This window comes from Veillonella sp., assembly GCF_032470285.1.
GTDB lineage: Bacteria > Bacillota > Negativicutes > Veillonellales > Veillonellaceae > Veillonella.
In genome coordinates, this window is the sequence record NZ_JAWEKP010000002.1 from 306,907 (window position 1) to 328,318 (window position 21,412).

At 39.1% G+C, this 21,412-nt stretch carries 19 protein-coding genes; 3 read left to right on the top strand and 16 right to left on the bottom strand.

Going from position 1 to position 21,412, the window contains the following annotated elements; all coding sequences use genetic code 11:
- Positions 1-75 precede the first annotated feature (75 nt).
- On the bottom strand, positions 76-2,013 hold the full coding sequence (locus E7B10_RS03920; RefSeq protein ID WP_004698168.1) for a cation-translocating P-type ATPase: 1,938 nt from the start codon (positions 2,011-2,013) through the stop codon (positions 76-78).
- A gap of 512 nt (positions 2,014-2,525) precedes the next feature.
- Here E7B10_RS03920 and pgtP point away from each other — a divergent pair.
- Positions 2,526-3,848 (top strand): phosphoglycerate transporter protein PgtP, encoded by a 1,323-nt coding sequence (gene pgtP, locus E7B10_RS03925; RefSeq protein ID WP_287510799.1) that lies wholly within the window; start codon positions 2,526-2,528, stop codon positions 3,846-3,848.
- A gap of 139 nt (positions 3,849-3,987) precedes the next feature.
- Here the strand turns inward: pgtP and E7B10_RS03930 are convergent, their stop codons facing one another.
- The 7 genes from E7B10_RS03930 to E7B10_RS03960 all read right to left on the bottom strand — a co-directional run bounded on the left by E7B10_RS03930 (position 3,988) and on the right by E7B10_RS03960 (position 9,062).
- Positions 3,988-4,761 carry a hypothetical protein gene (locus tag E7B10_RS03930; protein WP_021148765.1) on the bottom strand — a complete coding sequence of 258 codons (774 nt, stop codon included), beginning with the start codon at positions 4,759-4,761 and terminating at the stop codon, positions 3,988-3,990.
- 302 nt (positions 4,762-5,063) lie between these two features.
- A complete protein-coding gene (locus tag E7B10_RS03935; RefSeq protein WP_005384960.1) occupies positions 5,064-5,417 on the bottom strand; it encodes a Spx/MgsR family RNA polymerase-binding regulatory protein in 354 nt (117 codons plus the stop codon).
- Positions 5,418-5,503: 86 nt separating this feature from the next.
- Positions 5,504-5,824: a HigA family addiction module antitoxin gene (locus E7B10_RS03940; protein WP_287510800.1), complete on the bottom strand. Its 321-nt coding sequence runs from the start codon at positions 5,822-5,824 to the stop codon at positions 5,504-5,506.
- Between the two features lie 402 nt (positions 5,825-6,226).
- Entirely contained in the window at positions 6,227-6,943 is a 717-nt protein-coding gene (locus E7B10_RS03945) for a DUF554 domain-containing protein (protein WP_316055509.1), read from the bottom strand.
- 451 nt (positions 6,944-7,394) lie between these two features.
- Entirely contained in the window at positions 7,395-7,994 is a 600-nt protein-coding gene (locus E7B10_RS03950) for a DNA-3-methyladenine glycosylase I (protein WP_101928877.1), read from the bottom strand.
- Entirely contained in the window at positions 7,994-8,437 is a 444-nt protein-coding gene (locus E7B10_RS03955; protein ID WP_004698117.1) for a hypothetical protein, read from the bottom strand. Before E7B10_RS03955 ends, E7B10_RS03950 begins: the two co-directional genes overlap by 1 nt.
- Before the next feature lie 376 nt (positions 8,438-8,813).
- On the bottom strand, positions 8,814-9,062 hold the full coding sequence (locus tag E7B10_RS03960) for a hypothetical protein (RefSeq protein WP_256196221.1): 249 nt from the start codon (positions 9,060-9,062) through the stop codon (positions 8,814-8,816).
- 298 nt (positions 9,063-9,360) lie between these two features.
- Between E7B10_RS03960 and E7B10_RS03965 the strand changes: the two genes are divergently transcribed.
- A complete protein-coding gene (locus tag E7B10_RS03965) occupies positions 9,361-10,692 on the top strand; it encodes a hypothetical protein (protein WP_118091190.1) in 1,332 nt (443 codons plus the stop codon).
- Positions 10,693-10,851: 159 nt separating this feature from the next.
- On the opposite strand, the gene E7B10_RS03970 is transcribed toward E7B10_RS03965, so the two are convergent.
- The 7 genes from E7B10_RS03970 to E7B10_RS04000 all read right to left on the bottom strand — a co-directional run bounded on the left by E7B10_RS03970 (position 10,852) and on the right by E7B10_RS04000 (position 17,023).
- Positions 10,852-12,093 (bottom strand): hypothetical protein, encoded by a 1,242-nt coding sequence (locus E7B10_RS03970; RefSeq protein ID WP_180773332.1) that lies wholly within the window; start codon positions 12,091-12,093, stop codon positions 10,852-10,854.
- A 35-nt stretch (positions 12,094-12,128) separates the two neighbouring features.
- Positions 12,129-12,665, bottom strand: coding sequence for a flavin reductase (locus E7B10_RS03975; RefSeq protein ID WP_118091189.1), 537 nt, complete (start codon positions 12,663-12,665; stop codon positions 12,129-12,131).
- 449 nt (positions 12,666-13,114) lie between these two features.
- A complete protein-coding gene (locus E7B10_RS03980; protein WP_118091188.1) occupies positions 13,115-13,690 on the bottom strand; it encodes a TonB-dependent receptor in 576 nt (191 codons plus the stop codon).
- Positions 13,691-13,725: 35 nt separating this feature from the next.
- Complete coding sequence (locus tag E7B10_RS03985; RefSeq protein WP_038125637.1) at positions 13,726-14,946, bottom strand: hypothetical protein; 1,221 nt, start codon at positions 14,944-14,946, stop codon at positions 13,726-13,728.
- Between the two features lie 471 nt (positions 14,947-15,417).
- Positions 15,418-15,858, bottom strand: coding sequence for a hypothetical protein (locus E7B10_RS03990; protein ID WP_118091187.1), 441 nt, complete (start codon positions 15,856-15,858; stop codon positions 15,418-15,420).
- Positions 15,859-15,863: 5 nt separating this feature from the next.
- A complete protein-coding gene (locus E7B10_RS03995) occupies positions 15,864-16,433 on the bottom strand; it encodes a hypothetical protein (RefSeq protein ID WP_004698206.1) in 570 nt (189 codons plus the stop codon).
- 8 nt (positions 16,434-16,441) lie between these two features.
- Complete coding sequence (locus E7B10_RS04000) at positions 16,442-17,023, bottom strand: hypothetical protein (protein ID WP_118091186.1); 582 nt, start codon at positions 17,021-17,023, stop codon at positions 16,442-16,444.
- Positions 17,024-17,296: 273 nt separating this feature from the next.
- Here E7B10_RS04000 and E7B10_RS04005 point away from each other — a divergent pair, with 273 nt between their 5' ends.
- Positions 17,297-18,715 (top strand): sodium:solute symporter, encoded by a 1,419-nt coding sequence (locus E7B10_RS04005; protein WP_278467413.1) that lies wholly within the window; start codon positions 17,297-17,299, stop codon positions 18,713-18,715.
- Between the two features lie 335 nt (positions 18,716-19,050).
- On the opposite strand, the gene E7B10_RS04010 is transcribed toward E7B10_RS04005, so the two are convergent.
- Entirely contained in the window at positions 19,051-21,363 is a 2,313-nt protein-coding gene (locus tag E7B10_RS04010; protein ID WP_287507998.1) for a hypothetical protein, read from the bottom strand.
- Positions 21,364-21,412 lie beyond the last annotated feature (49 nt).

Consider the following 21,412-nt stretch of genomic DNA (forward strand, 5'->3'; position numbering starts at 1 on the left):
TATTTTTTAACGCTCATCGATTTAGTAATCAAATCGATACACACACTCCTTACTGATATTTATAATGAACTACTATTAAGCCTCAAACACACGTTTACGAGCTGCGTTCATGAGAACGGAATGATCATCATCTACTATGTAATTAGATTTGTAAGCCCAACGCAACAGTAATGCAGAGTTTGCAACTACGAGAAGGCTCCCTCCGTTATGAACAAGGGCGCCCCACACGGGGGATAAGGTACCAACCATTGCCAAGATGATGGCCACAAAGTTCAAGAGCAAGGAGAAGGAAAGGTTTACCTTAATTGTGGTCATCATGCGTTTAGATAAGGCTACGAGATGAGGAATTTCTTTAATATTATCGTTTACGAGAACGATATCTGCTGCCTCTACCGCGATATCGCTACCAACACCGCCCATAGCGATGCCCACATCAGATTTTTTGAGGGCTGGTGCATCGTTTACACCATCGCCAACCATGGCTACAATGTTGCCGTTTTGTTGTAATTGAGCCACTGTATCCATTTTATCTTCTGGCAAACAGTCTGCAATCACATTGGATACGTTCAATCGTTTACCAATCGTTTTTGCTGTTGCCACATGGTCACCTGTTAAAAGTACAGGCATTACATCAAGATCATTTAAAGACTCTACTACGGCGCGACTTTCACGGCGAACACGGTCAGCCAAAGCCACATAGCCAGCCAATACACCATCAACGGCAACATATACAATGGATGCACCTCGGTTCAAATGCTCATGAACAGCCTCTTTCACAGAGTCCGCAATAGAAATATTAGACAAGGTCATCATCGCTTCGTTACCAGCCAAGACGGCTTTATCTTGTACAGTAGCCTCTAAGCCTTTACCAGGAACCATGCGGAAGGAATCTACCGAATCAAAGCTTTCACCATGATGAGACATAAATCCATTCACGATAGCCTTGCCTAAAGGATGTTCAGATTTAGTTTCTACAGAGGCCACCAAGCGATATAATTCAGCAGCAGACATAGTACCCACTGTTTCAACGGCAGTCACCTCAGGCGTACCATAGGTCAATGTACCCGTTTTATCAAAGGTCATCGTATCAACCTTCGCCAAGCGTTCCATAATATTGCCACGACGTACGAGGAAACCGTGTTGGCTCGCATTAGAAATAGCTGCCATAATCGCTGCCGGCGTTGCCAATACGAGAGCACAAGGGCAGAATACAACGAGGATGGTTACGGCGCGGATGATTTCACCGGTTACCACATAAGTACCAACCGCTGCCAATAACGCAATCACTACAATCCAAGTAGCCCAGCGGTCTGCAAGGCTAACGATTTTCGCATTGCCCGGGTCTGTAGATTTAACGAGCTTAATCATACGTTGAATAGAGCTATCTTCGCCCTCTTTTGTCGCAGTCATATCGAAAGCGCCGAATTGGTTCACCGTACCAGAGAATACTTCGTCACCCGTCGTTTTATCTACCGGCATGGATTCGCCAGTCATAACGGATTGATCAATCGCTGTATCACCAGACAAAATCGTACCATCCACAGGGATAACCTCACCTGGCAACACGCGGATTACGTCGCCTACCATTACGATATCTGCAGGCAATACCTCTTCCTTGCCGTTGCGAACGATGCGTGCCGTTGTAGGCGTCAATTTAACGAGACGTTCGATACCTGCTTGCGCTTTAGATACGGTAAACTCTTCGAGCATGGCCCCCAGTTGCATGATGAAAGCAATTTCTGCGGCCGCAAATACTTCACCGATAGCAACAGCTGCAATAAGCGCCAAGGACACGAGTAAGTCTGCTTTTATATCAAACTCTTCGTACATGGCAACCGCTGCGCCCCACACGATAGGCAACCCACACAATACAATCGTGAACCAAGCCCAGTCGAAGGGCAAGCCTAAACGAACACCTAATAAACTAAATACTACGCCGATACCGCCGGCTACTAATGTAATCTTTTCACGATTCAAATCGAACCATTCTGCTATTTTGCTCCACCGTTCCATAATTACCTCCTGTGAAAGCTTATATAATGATATGTACACATTGATTACGGTCTACATACATGCGTCCATGTATATAACACCTTAAGGGCAAACATGTTATTTATCGTTCTGTTTACCATTTTTATTGTTTATATACCCATAGGAGTATGCCTTATGATTATGTTATACCCCTATGGGTATATTTGTGTCAACAACAAAATATGTACAAATATTCATATATAAGTAGAAACATAGGTAAATACTGGATCTATTGAGATTATATTATTCACGCATGATCATATTACACAAATGTATGAGCAGTTATTCATATATGTATTTGCAAATCTAATAATTTTTACATAGAAGATATTTTGATGATTTTCAAGCTATTCAATACTATTTCACCTCGATAAATGCTATCCATAATTCAATTTTCTAATAACTATTTATTATAATAAAAAATTAAGTATAGTCGACTACATACCCTACATGGTATTATTACAAATGACATGTTGTAGAAAGGATGTGTAACGATGTCGATTTTCTCTCCTGCTCCTCATATTGAACGTTTACCAGAGGCGCAAATCGATTCCACCTACAAACGTCTTCGTCACGAAGTCTTTGCAGGTACATTTATTGGTTATGCTACATTCTATTTGATCCGCCAAAACTTTAGCTTGGCTGTTCCGTACATGATTGCTGAGTACGGCTACACCAAAGCGGATCTCGGTATAGTTATGACCATCTTATCCGTAGCTTACGGCGTAAGTAAATTTGTTATGGGTAATGCGTCTGACCGCTCTAACCCAAAATACTTCTCCACAGTAGGTCTATTGCTTAGTGCTTTAGTTATGTTATTATTCGGCACCTTACCAGGTGTTATGAGCAGTATTCCTATCATGTGCGTTCTTGCCTTATTAAACGGTTGGTTCCAAGGTATGGGCTACCCTCCATATGCAAAAAACATGGTAACTTGGTTCTCCCGTTCCGAACGCGGTGCTTGGTGGTCTTGGTGGAACGTTTCCCACAACCTAGGTGGCGGCATTATCGCTCCTCTTGCTACGCTTGGCATCTACCTATTCGGTACATGGCATAGTATCTTCTTCTTCCCTGCCCTTATCTCTATCGTGTTAGCGATTATTACCTTTGTATTGTTGAAAGATACGCCTCAATCCTGTGGCTTACCTCCTATCGAAGAATACAAACACGAAGTCGTTCATACACATACAGAAAATGAAGAAAAAAGTACTTTCAAAGAAATCTTCTACAAATATATTTTGCATAATAAATACTTATGGTATCTTGCGATTGCAAATATCTTTGTATACTTCATCCGTTACGGCGTAGTTAGCTGGGCACCGACCTATTTAACCGCTGTGAAAGGCTTCACAAAAGAAGGTTCCCGTTGGGCTTACTTCTTATACGAATGGGCTGGTATTCCAGGCATGCTTGTAAGTGGTTACTTAAGTGACCGCGTATTCCGCGGCCGTCGTGCTCCAGCTACGATTTGTTTTATGTTATTCGTTATCTTAGCGATCCTTGTATACTGGTTTAATCCTGCAGGCAATATCCTCATCGATAACTTAGCACTCATTGCTATCGGCTTCCTCATCTACGGTCCTGTTATGATGATTGGCCTTCAAGCTGCAGACATGGTACCACGCGTAGCAACAGGTGGTGCTACTGGCCTTACAGGCCTTCTTGGTTACCTCATCGGTTCTGCTGGTGCTGGTGCTTTCATGGGTCTCATGGTTGACCTCTACGGTTGGGATGGTGGTTTCATTGCCCTCGTTGGTGCATGTATCCTATCCATCGTATTCCTACTCCTCACCCTTGGAGACAAAGGACAACAATAGAATACGTACTGTATAATACGTACCATATAATACGTTACGTACTATATAATACGTAATGTAAAATACATACTGTGCAACTCACTGTTGTATATACAAAACTCCCCTAGTAATCTTAGGATTACTAGGGGAGTTTAATTTTTTATGCGACGCACAAGGAGCCGTTTAATACTTTCAAATTATACACGAGACCGAGTCGCGCCAAGCCGTGCAATGCAGCAGCTGTTACAGGATTAATAGATCCTAACACGCCAGCACCGATGATAGCAACGTGGAACAAAATGGACACGATGAGTAGGCCCAAATGGCATTGTTTCGCCTCTTTTGAAAGCCCCGCCGTCGGAGAGTTTTCATCTACAAGGGACCCCATCATGAGTGCTACAAGAACGAGTTCCAAAGAGCATGGACAAAGGATAACTAGCAATGTAATGGTATGCATAAAGTTCTGTGTCAATGCATAGGAACCCATAGAAAGTAACATGACGGCCACAACAATGACGGATGAATAATTGTTGATGCCCTGACGCAAGGCTACAAGCTGTGTAGGCATGGTCGGCAACATGTCATCATCCAATGTATAGTGTACGTCGCCCGTAATAAGCTGCTCTAAGAAAAAGCCACCATGTACGATGAGACCTACATAAGCCGCCGTATGATAATCTCCAATCGCAATGAGCGCCACCATGGCTATCACGATGAGAAAATTAGCATGAATCTCTAAATGATCCAAAATACTTTGCACGCTGTTGATGAGCAATGGCAAGCCACAAATGATGACCGTTACCCACGCCAAATCAATAGCTGGGTTCATAGGCTCCGTAAGCGCATCTAATATGATAAATAACAAGCCGAGTGCCAAAATAGCCCCCTGCGTGCGCAGAGACACCTGCGCTGATAAAGACTGTAAAAACTTCATATAGACCTCTCTATAAATCAGATACCGGCCTTACTTAATCCGGAAATACCTTTTACTTCTATAAATAATACTATTAACACTTATATTGCTAACGCCTAAAATACCCATAGGGGTATTGCTATGGTGTAATTATTATACAAAACATAAAAGAAATATACAAATCAAAATTTTTGATAAATGAGGGGTCCTAGTTGTGAGCTCTAATTTCTTTATTAAAACGTAGAAAGAACAGGTTCCTAAAAACGACTTAGCTCGCTATGGAGGCTTTTAGGGACCTGTTCTTTCGGTTAACTAATATGAAATTAGAGCTTCAACGCCTCAATCCATTCTGCTTCTTTAAATCCAACAAGTACTTTGTCTTCAAGAACCAAGATAGGACGTTTTACAAGCATGCCATTAGATGCTAATAATGCTAGTTTTTCTTCTTCACTAAGGTTCGGCAATTTATCCTTTAATTGTTGTTCACGGTAAATCATACCAGAAGTATTAAAGAATGCTTTCAAATCCTTGCCAGATTGTGGATACCAAGCAGCAATTTCCTCTGCTGTAGGGTTTTCGGACTTGATGTCACGATCTGTGTACTTAATGTTGTGATCATCTAAGAATTTCTTTGCTTTTTTGCATGTTGTGCATTTAGGATATTCAACGAATAACATAGGTTCTCCTTATATCAATATTCAATGTTGTAATGACTTACTAATTTAAGATAATTGTACCAAATACATCGAAAATTATCAATCTCTTATTGACAATCTACGGGTTCTAATGAAGCACAATGTGCAATAGAGAATAATACTTCATCCATCCCCTCACTAAGTTTTGCTGTACGCAAATCAACATCCATCTGTAAACGCAAGAAATACCCTTCCGAAACATCAAAGTATTTCGCTAAACGCAACGATGTATCTGCTGAAATAGATCGTGTACCATTCAATATTTCTTGAATCCGTGAAACAGGCACATGTATATCCTTAGCCAATCGATATGCAGATAGTCCTAATGGATCCATAAACTCTTCTTTTAATATTTCACTAATGGTAGGTGTAGGAATAAACTTTTCCATATTAATTTCCTCTCTATTAATGATAATCTACAAATCCGATAATCATAGAATCTCTCCTTTGATTATACCTGTCTAACAGGTATAATTCAATAACATATACTTGATGAAAAACTATACATAGAATTAAAATTATTCTACAAATAATTTTAATAAAGAGATTCTATAAAACATCATCTAATTCCTACACTTGAGATGACTCTATTGGCCACCTATTTCGGAATGTAATCAATTTACCCTATCGTCATAATTGAATTAAAACTATCATTAATTCCCACTTCAACTAAATTAATTTTAAAAAGTAAAAAGACCTACATCCTCGACCGTATCATGTATAAAATACATATTAAAGGTTGAGAGAATATAGGTCTCTTATGAAAATCTATGTATTATTTATAATACTAGTTATAGCAAAAATGTAAGCCCCATTGCCATGAAAATGGCTGGCAAAAGGTTTGCAATACGTACTTTACCAGGCCAAATGAGGTCGATACCAACACAGAAAATCAGAATAGATCCGACGTAGGATAGGTTATCGATGGCACTAGGTGTCATCAGAGGCGCTGCAATATGTGCCATTGCCGTGATGAGCCATTGCGTAATACCTACAGGAATAAAGGAGAACAGCGCCCCTTTTCCCATAGAGGATACCATAACCATAACGATAATACCGTCGAGGATGCCTTTTAAAAGCAACGTCTGATAATTTCCAGTAAGACCGTCTTGAATGGCACCAAGTACCCCCATAGCACCTACGGTAAACGTCAAAGATGCAGTAATAAAAGCATGTGTAAACTTTGGATCACCAGCATTGCCAGTGCGAGCTTTCACCCAATCACCAAACACGGTAATCCAATGATTAAGATCGATAATTTCGCCAATCACGGCGCCTACGACCATGCTAATAATCATCAATAGCGGCCCCGTTGTTTGTAGAGATCCGTTGACAATGACGAGCATATACTGCATGGCCCCGCTCATACCGAGGAGGAGCACGATAATACCGCTCACAATCATGAGCGTCTGCTTTAAATTTTCTTTCATAAAGCGACCAAACGCGAGGCCACATAGGCTACCAGCTATAATGAGACCAATGTTAATGGTCGTTCCCAAACCAATCATATATTTCCCTTCTTTAATTGTGAAAGTAACACTATCAATTTACTTCAGTATAACAACTACATCGAAAGAAATCAATTTATATGGTATAAAATATATACTATGAAATTGAATTAATTAAAGATTCTTTAAGACCATACATATAGCCTGTTTAATGCTGTTATAGGGCTCCCTAATACAGTATTGCTCCTCTTATAACATTATATACAGCAAAAAGCCTCTACCCAATAAGGTAGAGGCTCTGTATAGTTTATAGCGTTGAGAGAGAACTAATGATAGACCCGCTTAGGAGAGAGAGAGTATATGTGTTTATATATAAAGCGGGCCGACATGAGATGAGTCGCTATCGCCTCATCGACTTTAGTGTACACCCAATTCCACATAACAACAAATTCAATTATGTAAACACAAGTATGCATAAAAACTATTGTTAACTAATTTATACTTATCGCCCTTACGCTTCATCGTCTACAGGTAACCGTACGATATCTGCTGTTTTATTAATCTCCTTAAAGCAAGGGCAGTCTTTACCGTGATCATTGATGAGGCCACTAGCTTGTAGATGCGAATAAATTGTAACAGGACCTACAAACTTAAAGCCCCGCTGCTTTAAGTCTTTGCTTATCCGCGTAGATAAACCATTCTTTGTAGGAAAATGACCTTCTGGATGGTTTTCATAAATAATCGTTTTATGATTTGTAAATCCCCAAATATAGTTACAAAACGAACCAAATTCAGATTGAATACGTTTAAAAGCAGCAGCATTATTGATAATGGCTTCAATTTTAGGACGATGCTTAAGCATCCCCTCCGTCTGCATGATGCGTTCAATGTCGCTTTCACCATAAGCAGCCACCGCATCAATATCAAAATGATCAAAGCATGCTCGAATGATGTTCCGTTTATTCAAAATCGTAAGCCAACTGAGTCCACATTGGAGACTTTCAAGACAAAGATGTTCAAATTGATGTTGGTCATCATGAATTGGTCGGCCCCACTCGTAATCGTGGTAATCCTGATATAAAGGCGTCGTCGGCCATTCACAAGTCGTCATCACACACCTCCATGAGCCCATACGAGGACGTCATACATGAGCGCTACTACGAGGCCCATTATGAGATGACCACCCACATAAAGTGGCACTAGATAATAAATGAATAAAAGCAAGGAATGCAAGGCTTTACGAAGCCATATAATCGGCGTAGATGTGTCGTCACCTACCTTACTATCAAGCCAATTATGGACTGCGTAAATAGGCGTTCCTAGACGGCGAATCCAGTCTGGAACACGTACCCCAGGATTCAAACCAGGGCAATAGAAGATCACCAAGGGCAACGCCACCACATCAATGACGAGCAATAGGGTTAACATAAAAGCAAACCAATCTAATTCGCCTTCCCACGTGAAGGGTTGTGCCATGAAACGGGCACCCCACAAATAGGCTTTATATACGATATACGGTTCTAATAGCCATAATAAGGGCTTCACTACACTCATGGGACTACCTACACCAAACAAAAAATAATAAAAACTACGCATTTGCGTAGTCATTTCATATATACAACATTCCGATTATATCGACTGAATACCAAGGATATAGTGATTTTCTAGGCTAGAAAATCACTTCATACACACCATTTTTTAGTCCTTACATACATCGATTTTCATATTAATATTATATCAGATTTTGCAGTTCTTGTGGGATTATATTTTATAAAAATTTTATCAATTTACACTATTTATGGTACTGATCAACAAAAGAAGTCACTATATAAACTATTCCGCTCTATTTCATCATTCTAAAAGCCCTTTATCCAGTTTAATAGATAAAGGGCTGCATATATGTATTAAGACTTTCACTAATAAAAACAGTTTAGTTGTCACTAATAATAATTTTTGTCACCTTGCTGCCATTGTGCTCGAAAAATATACCTACAATATTGTCACTGTTATAGCGTAGATATCCATAGAACCATCGATTATTAAAGTCTATAAAATCAGGACGCCCATAGATGTCCATCACTTTTTTCAAGGAATCGCCAACAGCAATGCCACGGGCAGTCACGGCATCACGATTGCTGACAATCATATACCATACGATAGGACGACTATCTTGCATCAAAGAATGTCCAAATTTGATGCCCCCATAAGTGAGCTCATCACGTTTCTCTCCTAACCTCTCAAACTACAAATAACCTATAGACCTAATATTAAGATAATCACACTGAAATCAGAACCTAACGCTACAATACCTATAAAAAAAGCACTCATGCCCCATAGGGAGTAGTAGCATGTAAACAAAACACGTTTCCATGTCACTTAAAAATATAGTCATTTAGTTATATAATTATACTTAATAACATAACCTACAGATTACTACAATACTAATAAATATAGAAATGTAAACGGGAGATACCACCATGACTAAACTACCACTATTAGCGTGTGCTTTCATCATGAGCACTATATTATCACCAATAGGAGCCATCGATGTTAATATTCCTGGTGCAGATTCTAAGTTTTCCAAGGATGCCTACATAAATTACCAAACCACGAACCCTGATATTGAAAAGGATGTAGCAAACTATGTGAAAACATTAAAGTTAACGGACAAGGCTAACGGTATTAATAAAAACGAAATTGAGTATACTAAAGCAGCCTCTATATATCGCGGTCAAAATTACCATAATACGGTCATTTCCGTTCATGATCAATACAACCAAATTCGCCTTTCATTCCCAGTAGCGGGCATAAAAAGTGATTATCATATAGGACGTTACCAAAATCCAAGTCGAACCATTGAGGACTATCGAGTTTTAACCAATAATGGAAGTCTCAATTTAGAAATTGACTACGCAGATTTTAAAGATTACGACTGGCGCAACACCAAAATAGCTTATGAAAAGCTAACAGACAAAGACGTCCGTAATTTCTTGCAAGACAATGCGAAACGAAAGTCCTCCAAACAGATTTCTGATATAAAGGGCACTGTATTTTCATATCCTACTGTTACCTACAGCACTTGGGATAGCATGAAGATGCCACACTTTAAAAACGGTAAAAAAACAACGCTCACCATCGACACGATCAATTTTAAATTTAAGGGCTATAACATGCGTCATCCCTTATATCACGCAGGGTTTGTCTATTATGATAACAACCCCGTTCTGAACAAGGTTCCTACAGATAAATTATTGGCTAATTATGTGCTTCCCTCTGTACAAAACCTAAATGAATTAAATCAATATTCACGCATAGAAAGCTTAAACGGTGTACAATACCGCGTACCAAAAGACGCCATATACGAAGGTGAAAGTAAGGCCTCTGAACACCAAGATGTTAGATACTACAAAAAAGGAGATATAACATTCTTTGTTTCTACTGACAATATTCCTAAAAACCCATATGCGCATGAACTTGTTATAAACGGTCATTACAACTTTAAAGCTGATTTAAATACGTTCTGGGATATTTACTATTACCACCCAACATCAGATTATATTAATTATGCCGTTATATGGAATAATAATATTCCTGGACTATCCACACATATCTATAAACCCCATAAAGATGATTATATCCTAACCTTTAGCTCCTATGATGGGATCTATAGCTTTACCTATACCATCTTTTATCCAAGTTTTTTACATGCTGAAGAAGTTCAAAAATTACGAAATATGATTGAGTTTTTTGACTCTACCAATAATCCTAGTTTTAAAATGCAAGAACATGTCCTATTTCCAGAAGCATAGGAAATCGATACATATTAAAACACTGTTCAAAAATAACCTAATACTATCAGATATGTAAATAAACAGCCAGTACTGAATCACAATACTGACTGTTTTATTTCTCTCTATTTCTTTTTATACCTAAGTGTATCTACATATAGACAAAATATTAGTTTAGCTTTAAGGCAGTTTAAAAACATCAGCTTCCCAAAGGTACTCCAACGCAGGAAACGCTTGCTTATGCGGATGATTGATCAATTTTGCCATTTCTACCATATTACGAATATCATGATAAGACGTCTTCACCATATTGGCTTTATAAGCAACTTCAATGCTGTACACATATTTATCATCACGGATTGTAAAATATGTATAATTAATACCATTATCAAATTTTACACTGCCACTAAATGCAGGCATACCATTACGCCAAATGGTCGCATTATCATTAACTGAATACGGGTATTTTCGGCTCATCGTATCCATCGTAGAAAAAGCACCTGAATAAAAATGTTTTTCATCATTTGAAAAAATCGGACGGCGCTTAATCAGCTGCACTATATCGCCCCCCTTATAAACGCGCGTTTCCTCACCATAGGAGGTAGGCTCATAATCGGCTTTTCTCGTACTATTCTTGAGCACACGATATTCAAAGTTTCCCCATTTCTCAACATTAGAATAGCGATCTATCACTTTTGTATCCTCTACCGATGGAATCACATAATTCGCTAAAGCCCCTTCTGCATACCTAATATGATCTGGATTGCCATTACCTCGATTTATGATGTTAACACGATACACATGGTTCGTATCACTAGGCAGGGAAAACTCAACACCCGTACTCGTACGCGGCTCAGCTTTCTCTTCTTTTCCAGAGATACGTGTCATAATCCCATACTTCTGCTGCCATTGACCATTTTTTACCGTTTTATATGTGAAGGCACGATCCGTATAGGTAGTCTTATCATCCACATCGACTACGATATCTGCATTCATACTTTTAATATAATATTGAGGGATACCATTTACGACATTAACAACGGAATTAGTGTTATCATTAATCGCCTTACTTTCAAGACTTGGATAAGGCATAGAAAAGCGAATATGCCGTGTACCATCGTCAAAGATGAACACCGTACTTTGATTAGCTTGGCGCTTTAAAAACTTGGCATTGCCATCCATATATGCCTTAGCTTGCTCTACCGTCCTACGCCCATTTTTCACAGTCTGTGCTACCACAGGGCCTGAGTGACGTCTAAACTGAGCCTCTACCAGATCCATATCAACACTATTATAAGAATAGCTTTCATAAGCAGTATCAGACACCATGGCATCTCCACCAGGAAGATCTATATTGGCAGCATGTGCCGTTACCATAAAGCCAAGTGAACAAAAACCTATTAAAAACACGCTCTTAATCATATCATTCTCTCAACATGAATAAATCTTATATAAAACTAGACTCCTATAGCCTCAACTACTTCTCCGATGTACATATAATGTGGTTCCCAGCAATCTTTACCAACTTGAGTATACATAGATGGATTCGCTGCATAATATTCCTTTACATTATCTGCTAAGTGGGCTTCATCAAATTGATGCTCATACAGTTTTTTACATACAAATGTTAGATCTGCTTCTTTGAAGGTCACCCCATCGCCTGCCACAACTGGTGTTAGGCCAGAATTTGCCACCTTATTTTCGTCGCGGCCAGAATGAGAACCTAAATAACCAAGAGCCTTGCGATAACTTTCAGAGAAAAAGCTAACTGTAAAGGTATCATATTTCGCCATAAACTCTTGAGTATAACGCGCTGGATGAATGTACACTGTCACCGTGGATATATCGCCACCATTAGGGCCCCATATGTTGCCCATACTGCCCCAACTAACCGTACATGTATTAAAATCATCAAGCATTCCAGCCGTAACAAGAGCCCAACGATTCTCAAACATGGTAAAAGCTTTATAATCCTTTGTTTCAAATGCTTTCATAAGAACCTCCAGTTTATCTCAATTTGACGATATAAATCTTTACCCCTATAATATAGGTAGATAGTCAGACGAGTCATACCGTCAGGCTCATCTCTGAAAACAAAAAAGCTTGAGAAATGGCCTTTCAGTTATCGAATCATCTAAGATAACGAAGGGCTATTTGTCTTTTGTGAGACAAATAAGCGCTATTAAAGCTCCAAAAGCAATAACCACAGTTATCACCTGTAATAAGAGCATGATTATTTCATAATCACTCATAGGCTTATCCCTCCCTTCGATGACGAAGAGAGGCCCAACCTCGTCTAACTATCCTATGCTTATTATATAGCGAACTAATATGCGATACAATAAGCATTATATTATACAAATATATGAATACAGTAATAAAAGCCGAGCTAATTCTATGAATTAAAAGCTCGGCTTTTTTCATAGATATGGTAAAAATATAATCATTTATAAATCATAATTTTACTTACTTTATCGCCTTTTTGTTCAAATTGTATGCCATGCATCATATCCGTACGATAGCGATATTTCCCATAAAACCATCGATTATTAGAGTCTACTAAATCAGGTCTACCGTATACATTAAGGACTTTTCGCATGGAGTCGCCTACGGCAATGCCTCTATGTGTTGTGGCATCACGATTCTCGATCATCATATAGGTAACAACTGACTCTACACCATCCATTTTAAAACTCCCAAAGGTAACACCACCATAGGTGAGTCCTCTACTAGTTTCTTTAGTAGGCTGCCCCAAACTTGCTTTCACACTATCAAAGGTATTACCTAATGAAACACCAAGAACCATCATATCCTCGTCTGGTAAGTTAGCACCTACAAGTTGTCCTCCCGCATAATGAGTATACTGCTCAGCTTTCGGCCAATCGTAAGACTGTTTCGCTGCATTTGTTTCAAGGCGATCCCACGTTTTGCTCAACCAACTTGCATCTGTCACATAACTATAACCACTTACCAATTGCAGGCCGATAACAAGCCCCGTAATCATGCATTTTCTTTTCATGTTCTCTCTCCTGAACGATCTTATAAACAACTGAATTACATTTTATCTTTACTTTGCATACGGATTACTTTATTCCGCAGTGTCTCAACATTTGCAAAATCAGAATATTCTACCGTATTACGCAGCTGAATATGAGAATATGGCGTAGCCCCATCAATATAAACTAAGCTCATTATATATACATTCTTGTCATCACGTAAGAATCGATGCATTAAAGACGTTTTTCCTGGTTGATAGTTATCTACTAAAAGACTAGGAACGCCATTATTCCAAACAGATGCTGATTGAATAGGTGCATCACCTATGATTTGACTTTCTGGCTTTATTTCCGAAATCTCGTCAATAAATGAATAGATATATTTATCATCTACTTTTACAGGTTTCTTAGCTACAATAAGTCGGATACCTGATCCACGATAGTCTCTCATTTCGGCAGAGTCCTTTAACGATTTCTGTGCTATTAGTTTGAGCCCTTTAGGAATACGATATGTGAAATTATCCCATTGAATACTTTCACTATAATGATCCATGTCATCTAACGATCGAATCGACGGAATTACATAATTACTCATAACGTGCTCGAGCTTGCCGGTAACAGGCTGATTTTTGTAGCTAAGACCTACCATATATTCTTGATTCGGTTGATTAAATAAACCAACTACAGCAACCATAGCAGGCGTATTCTCACCGAAAGACTCAGTTTCAATAGCCCATTTACCATGTGTGATACCCGGATATGTAAACTCCCCTTTTCGCTCTGATTTTAATTTGCCTAATGCATCATCATAATTCTGTTTTGTACCAATCGCAAAAAATATGGAATTCTCTCTTACAATAGATAAACGTTCACCATCACTGCGTTTTGGGTAATACTTACTTGCTAATAGTAGTCCAGGAACAGATGCCCGAATGTTATTACGCTCATCATGCAACAACACAACTGCAGACTCATTAACAAGTAAGTCCATCAACTTCTCCGAATCGCTTGCTATCTGATTGACTTCATCTCGTGTTAGTCCCCAGTCAGTTACATACATGTCCATGCGTTTTTTAGATTCAGAATGTAATTTTATAACATCACTAGCTCCTACATTGCTCAAGCTACCGGCCCGATAGTTTTCATAGGCATTGGCAGGGATATTCGCATCTGCCCCTGGTATAGGTGGCTGTCCTGCTGGCACTTCTATCTGTACAGCGCTTACATTCATGGTGAAAGCAGCTAGTACAGCCATGATAATCAAACTTTTACGTAACATAAAACCCTCTCTTTTTTCTCTCACATTACAACATAAATAAGCACAACCTTATTAGCATAAGTATACTATGTAAACAAGGCTGTGCCTATTATTAATAATTTTATAATTTAGTATATGTATGATATATCTATAATTGGTATATATAAGGTTTATCTCCATTTGACGATATATCCCTTTATCCCTATAATATAAGTAGATAGTCAGACGAGTAGTGACGTCAGGCTCATCTCACAAACAAATAACATGTAGAAATGGCCTTTTCGTTTTATCCAATTTCCGAAGAAACGAAGGGCTATTTTGCTATTTCTAGACAAATAAGCGCCACAAGTGCTCCACTAATAAAAACCAAGCTATTTTTAAATATGAATAGCTTGGCTTTTGCATTATGTAAATAAGTTAAGAATATATCAGAAATCCAATATGAGTGTTTAGGAGCTTTTAAGAGCTAATGAAGAATCAGTCCAGTAATGATCAGAACCGGAGCCAAGTAAGAGATACAAAAATAACAATAGCTAAAACAATAAGAGTGCCATACATTAATAGCCCTAGCTTTATAACAAAATCTATACTATAAAAGATAAATGTCCCCACTAAAGATTGGTCTTTCAAAGAAAAGTACCAAGCTTTCACTCTATAATAAATTTTTGGTTTATCAAACGCTGGATATAGTTTCTCATGCCACAAAATAAGCCACGGTAAAACCCAAATATTCCCAAAGGTAAATATCAATACTGGCAAATAATCCCTTAATGGATATGCTTCTAATACATATCGATCATAGAGCAATGTATAGAAAGCCCAAATAGAGATTCCCCAAATAAGTAAAAGTACAAGCTTTATTAGGAGTCCAAAAACAAGTTTTATCTTTAATCTATGTTTATTCACTGTTTTAACCACTCTAGTGCCATACATAAATATTACAACTCATCATCATAAGATAGTCCAAAGATCTTTTTATAGATCAAATTAGGCAATTTATATTTTTCATCACCAAATTCAGCAGGTAGAATCATAGCTTTTAGATTTTCTGCATATATACGTTGTTGGCGAATTTGTCCATTATTGTAATAGGTACCGCCATCATTAACGGTCCCTGTAATTCCTGAACTTCCTTGCTTTGCACGCCAAATAGAGATATATGGGGTCTTATCACCTTGTTTTAAACTTCTATCATGATCATTAATCAAATGGCGCAAAGAACGATCCATTTGGTAATCGTATTGTACTGAAAGTCCTTGAATCATATTCGCAGCAGGCATGGAAACATAAATGACGGCTTCAATACGACGATGGCCATTCGGCGCCGTTACAGACTTAACAGATGAAAGATCCAAATATTTTCCATCTCCTCTTCCAGAGTCAGCACTCGAATCGATGTGTTCAAATCGTTCTGCGTTTAATAAGTCAGCTTGTGATACGGCTTGGATTTGCATTGGCAACACGAGGCAGCTTAGTAACCATAGTGAAAGTAAATATATGCGTTTCATCATCCACCTCATTGGGCCACAATATCATCAAAATGCTGCTGATAGGCAGACATAAACATAGCATCTGCTAAATCATACATAATAATATTCTTGCGATTAAGCGGAAGATTCCTAGTACCTTCCGAAGATGGGTTCTTCTTAAGCGCACCATCCAGTGTATAAATTGCACGGTCTGAATCAGACATAAATAAGCCCGACTTACTTTCACTAGCCTCAATCAAAGCCAACATAGATGGACTCGGATTCATCGTATGAGATGATTTAATCAATGTGGCCAATGAATAGTTTGCATCATAATTTACAGTGAGCCTTTTTTCAATAATCTCAGCCTGATAGTGCGACGTATGTACCACATAATAAATAGCACTCAATGTATACTGTGGCGGCGCATACTTTTGGACCTCCACAGAATAGGTATTTAAATACACATACATACCACCATCATTAACAATTGCACTCGGTTTCTCATACTCATGCTGATGAACTAGCTTAAACTGTGGTGACGTCTTCAGCTCCTGAAATGTAATTGCCTCTGTAGGCATGGTGAAAGCCAGCAACACAAGAGCTAGCATCAAAATACGTTGAATCATAAAAACCTCTCTCAAAAAATGAATCTTGTCTCTCAATAAAATAAGCACAGTCTTATTAGCATAAGTATACTATGTAAATAAGGCTGTGCCTATGATTAATAATTTTATATTTTAGTTCCTAATATATATACATTCTCCAACGTTCCAAGAAACTCCTCTTTGTATTTTCCCCAGTTTTTATGGATAATTAAACTATACTTGATATATGCACCGCAAGTAGTAAGGGTGATTTAGTATGAATCTCTAGATAGTGTAAATTTTTGGAGGTGTCATATGGATTCTCTGACTATTATTTGGGTTATTGTTTGCGCCTATTTATTACTGAATTTATTAGTCGGCGTGTATTGTCATATTCGTGTAAAAGATAGTACTGACTATCTACTCGCAGGTCGTCGTATTGGGGTTCTTATGACGGCAGGCACATTAGCAGCTACAGAAATCGGTGGTGGGAGCACCGTAGGTGTAGCAGCGAAAGCGTATGGTTCTTGGGGTTTATCTGCAGGTTGGTACGTCGTATCTGCAGGGATTGGTGTTATTCTCGTTGCTTTCATCGCACCACTCTTGCGGCGTGCCATGGCAACAACTGTACCGGAGATCATCGGCCGTCGTTTCGGCGCGTCTAGCCATCTCATTACTTCCATTCTGTCCATGCTGGCAACGATTACACTGGCAGGCGTACAGATTACAGCAACTGCAACCATTATTAGCGTTCTCACCGGACTTTCAACAGAGCTCGCCATCCTCATCTGCGGTGCGGTACTCGTAATTTACACCATGTCCGGCGGCATGTGGAGCGTAACGATGACGGACGTTATCCACTTCTTCGTTCTCGTTGGGGGCTTCTCCCTCGCGGTGCCGTTTGTGTTGCACAATGTAGGCGGCTGGGAATCAGTAGTGGCAAAATTGCCACCTGAACAGCTTGGCTTCACAAAGGTGGGTTGGAAAACCATCATCGGCCTTGTCATCATGTATTTCATGACCTTCTCCACTGGCCAAGAGTCAGTTCAGCGGTACTTTGCAGCGAAAAATGAAAGAACGGCCGTTCTCGGTTCTATCATTTGCGGGATTATCATGGCTCTATTCGCCTTTGTTCCTGCGATTTTAGGCCTCGTAGCATTGGCTGAATTCCCCAGAATTGAAGCCAACAATGCAGTGGCAACGGTAGCACTTAACCTCATGTCTCCAGTAATGGCGGGCTTCGTTATGGCCGCTGTCGTATCGGCCACACTTTCATCAGGCGCAGGCGACCTATTAGGCGCCGCAACTGTATTTACCAAGGATATTGTGGAACATCATTTTGGTAAAAGCCTCACCGATGCACAGCTCACTAGATATAGCCGTCTATGCGTGCTATTCCTCGGTATCATCGCCATTATCATCTCCCTCGTAAGCAAAGCCATCATTCCGATGCTCGTATTTGCTTTCACAATGAGATCCGCTGGCCCATTCGCCGCATTCCTACTTGGCCTTACTTGGAAAAATGCAACAGCTGGCGCTGGCATTTGGTCCATCGTGCTCGGCTCCATCGCAGGCGTGTACTGGGAATTTGTTGGCAACCCATATGGCATTATGTCCATCATCTTCGGTTCCATCGTCAGCCTCATCGCCTTTGTAGCTGTCGTATGCATTGAAAGAGCCATGGGTAAACCACCGGCTCCTCCGGCTATACCTGATGATGTAAAAGAAATATAATCAATTTATTATAATCTGTAACTTAATAATAGACTTAAAAGTGCTATACAATTACAATTATAAAACCAAAAACTCCTATCGGTGAAAGCCAATAGGAGTTTTTCTTATTTTACAATACCCTCATCAAACTGTATGCCATACACGTGTTCATCATAATTTGACGATATATAATAACCTTACTATAATATAAGAAGATAGTCAGACGAGTCGTAACGTCAGGCGCATCTCGAAATTGAAAAAAGATTAGGAAATGGCCTTTCAGTTATCTAGTTACACTAGGCAACGGAGGGCTATTTGCTTTTTGTAAGGCTTTTTTAGTTATCCTATACAACGATTTATCTATATAGATACATCATATGTGTATTGAAGTACTCTTTATATTCATCAATAGTGGAGAATTTCCCTTTATTCTCCTGTATAACAGCCTCAAAATCTGGCTTTATTTCAGTTACTGCAGATTTTGTTTCAGCTATTGCTGTTTTTCTTTCAACTACGGACAGTTGAGTTTCCTTCCAAAGGCTACTATATTTACTTTCATAATAAGCCCAGCTAGCTTGTGTATAGGCTTTTGTAACATAGGCTTTATCATAGTTATCTTGCGCTGAATCTAAATTACCAAGGGCTTCGTCGATTTGAGCCATCGTATAGAATGCAAAGGTAGACCATCCATAATCACTTGGTGCGGGCTCATGCCAATGTCTTGCCCTCTCAAAGCTTGTGTGTAAATTCTGCTTGATGTGTGCTGCCGCTTCTCTATCCCCCATATGTACAGCGAGCACAACCATATACTTAGCACATAAGCATTCTGCATAATAGTCTTGGAAATTTCGTTTACCATACATAGACCATAATTGGATCAACTCTTTCCATAAATTTTGGTCTAATTGATCTAGGTAGAAACGATGGATGGCTTTCAAGAGAACTAAAAAATATACAATATCATTACTATTGAGTTCAGTATCTAAGTCTAGCAAATCGTGTATTTGTCCATATGCCTTGAAAGGCATCTTGAAATATGGATGATCGATAGCCTGAACACGGTGCTCGTAGCTTTCACGATTATCTGTTTCAATATCATGATGCAACAATAAATACCGCAAACATTCCAAATTAAAGACATTGTCCTGACAGCTTACATCACAAACATAGTTATTAAAATAAGGCTCATGAACCAACGGTGCTTGCTCTTGTGCTGTAATGAGGTCTTGCAATAAATTCCAATAGATATTATTTCCTGTGAAAGCATTCCCTAACATGCGGTACCATTTAGATAATCGAGATACTCGCTGCACATACTCAGCCTGCCAAGAGTTAGGAGATTCGATATCTACCTCACCTATAGTTGCATCCAAAGTATCAACGATAGGCACAAGCGCTTCATAGTTCTGATATCGTCGAATAGCCTCATAACAAGCATCTAGAAGGCAATATATACGTTCCAATACCGTCAATTGAACTCCTTCATGAGGCAGTGATTCTACTCGAGACAATAGACCTCCACAGGTATTCCCATCATCAGTCATATCGTTCTGGCAGTCATCATCTTCTTTAACGCCTATCTTAATAAGCATGTTCTTCGCATGGCTAGTATAAAACACCAAGAAATCAAAATACGCTCTAGCTTTATCAAAACTAGGATACAAATCAACGCGTAGCTTTTCCTGAGATAGTTCTCTAACAAGATCATCCGCCAAAGGACTTAGTATACGATATCTCACATAACCAAGTACACCTTCATTTTTTTCCTCCCAATAATCTAGCCCCTCACTGAATCTGTCATATAGATTATATATATAATCATGTAACAAACTATCAGCCCAGTCGTTACTTTCATCATATACAGAAATGATGGCATCATTGGTCAAATTCCTATAAAACCGATGAACAGGCTCACAAATTTTGCGGAAAAATGGATCTTTGGACAGTGTATCCAGCTGTTCAGATTCTGTCTGACCATGCATGGTCTGCACCATATAAGCCCCCAAGGCATCAGCAATCAGCAGAAACTCAGACCGGTTTGATTTATCCATAGAATAGGTATTATCTAGTGCTTGAACTGCAATCAACTCAGGTAAATAATATCTATCAATGCGATTTATTGCTTGATGAATGGTATAACACCGCAAAGGAGTGGTAATACGCTGTGCTCCTGCTGCCATTCCAAAAATTCCACTCCTACCATATAAAGACTCTATTAAATATCCCACCATATGGTCAGATAAGTAAAGCATCCCATTCGTATTTCCATAATTGCGTTGGAATAGTAAATCTCGTCCACGCGCGCTCTTATACAAGGCATGGACATTGTAACGCCCTCTTCTCTTTGCTGAAAGTAGCTCCTCACCTTTATAGGTACCATCTAGCATAAACTCAGGCAAAGCCTTTACGAACTCATCTCGTAATTCGTTATACGGTTTACCATGTTCTGCGCAAAGAGCGATTATAAAGGCTCGAATCCGTTCATGCTCTAGCTCAATCTCAGGTCCATTATCCGTAATATCATCGCCCTCTTCAAAAGGCAAAATATCATCTGTACTATACTCCAAAGCATTCATAAACGTAATCCCTTCCTTGCCCTCTACAAGAGGAAACAAAGAAGGACGAATCTCATTAAAAATGCCTGTCGTTGTAATTGTTACATTATACATACAACACCCTTTTATTATAAAACTATATACACACTAAGAACGATGCGTA

What these genes read in the sequence shown, in the direction of transcription:
- E7B10_RS03920 (WP_004698168.1), bottom strand. Translation starts at nt 2,013, where the DNA reads ATGGAACGGTGGAGCAAAATAGCAGAATGGTTCGATTTGAATCGTGAA.
- pgtP (WP_287510799.1), top strand. Translation starts at nt 2,526, where the DNA reads ATGTCGATTTTCTCTCCTGCTCCTCATATTGAACGTTTACCAGAGGCG.
- E7B10_RS03930 (WP_021148765.1), bottom strand. Translation starts at nt 4,761, where the DNA reads ATGAAGTTTTTACAGTCTTTATCAGCGCAGGTGTCTCTGCGCACGCAG.
- E7B10_RS03935 (WP_005384960.1), bottom strand. Translation starts at nt 5,417, where the DNA reads ATGTTATTCGTTGAATATCCTAAATGCACAACATGCAAAAAAGCAAAG.
- E7B10_RS03940 (WP_287510800.1), bottom strand. Translation starts at nt 5,824, where the DNA reads ATGGAAAAGTTTATTCCTACACCTACCATTAGTGAAATATTAAAAGAA.
- E7B10_RS03945 (WP_316055509.1), bottom strand. Translation starts at nt 6,943, where the DNA reads ATGATTGGTTTGGGAACGACCATTAACATTGGTCTCATTATAGCTGGT.
- E7B10_RS03950 (WP_101928877.1), bottom strand. Translation starts at nt 7,994, where the DNA reads ATGACGACTTGTGAATGGCCGACGACGCCTTTATATCAGGATTACCAC.
- E7B10_RS03955 (WP_004698117.1), bottom strand. Translation starts at nt 8,437, where the DNA reads ATGAGTGTAGTGAAGCCCTTATTATGGCTATTAGAACCGTATATCGTA.
- E7B10_RS03965 (WP_118091190.1), top strand. Translation starts at nt 9,361, where the DNA reads ATGACTAAACTACCACTATTAGCGTGTGCTTTCATCATGAGCACTATA.
- E7B10_RS03970 (WP_180773332.1), bottom strand. Translation starts at nt 12,093, where the DNA reads ATGATTAAGAGCGTGTTTTTAATAGGTTTTTGTTCACTTGGCTTTATG.
- E7B10_RS03975 (WP_118091189.1), bottom strand. Translation starts at nt 12,665, where the DNA reads ATGAAAGCATTTGAAACAAAGGATTATAAAGCTTTTACCATGTTTGAG.
- E7B10_RS03980 (WP_118091188.1), bottom strand. Translation starts at nt 13,690, where the DNA reads ATGAAAAGAAAATGCATGATTACGGGGCTTGTTATCGGCCTGCAATTG.
- E7B10_RS03985 (WP_038125637.1), bottom strand. Translation starts at nt 14,946, where the DNA reads ATGTTACGTAAAAGTTTGATTATCATGGCTGTACTAGCTGCTTTCACC.
- E7B10_RS03990 (WP_118091187.1), bottom strand. Translation starts at nt 15,858, where the DNA reads ATGTATGGCACTAGAGTGGTTAAAACAGTGAATAAACATAGATTAAAG.
- E7B10_RS03995 (WP_004698206.1), bottom strand. Translation starts at nt 16,433, where the DNA reads ATGAAACGCATATATTTACTTTCACTATGGTTACTAAGCTGCCTCGTG.
- E7B10_RS04000 (WP_118091186.1), bottom strand. Translation starts at nt 17,023, where the DNA reads ATGATTCAACGTATTTTGATGCTAGCTCTTGTGTTGCTGGCTTTCACC.
- E7B10_RS04005 (WP_278467413.1), top strand. Translation starts at nt 17,297, where the DNA reads ATGGATTCTCTGACTATTATTTGGGTTATTGTTTGCGCCTATTTATTA.
- E7B10_RS04010 (WP_287507998.1), bottom strand. Translation starts at nt 21,363, where the DNA reads ATGTATAATGTAACAATTACAACGACAGGCATTTTTAATGAGATTCGT.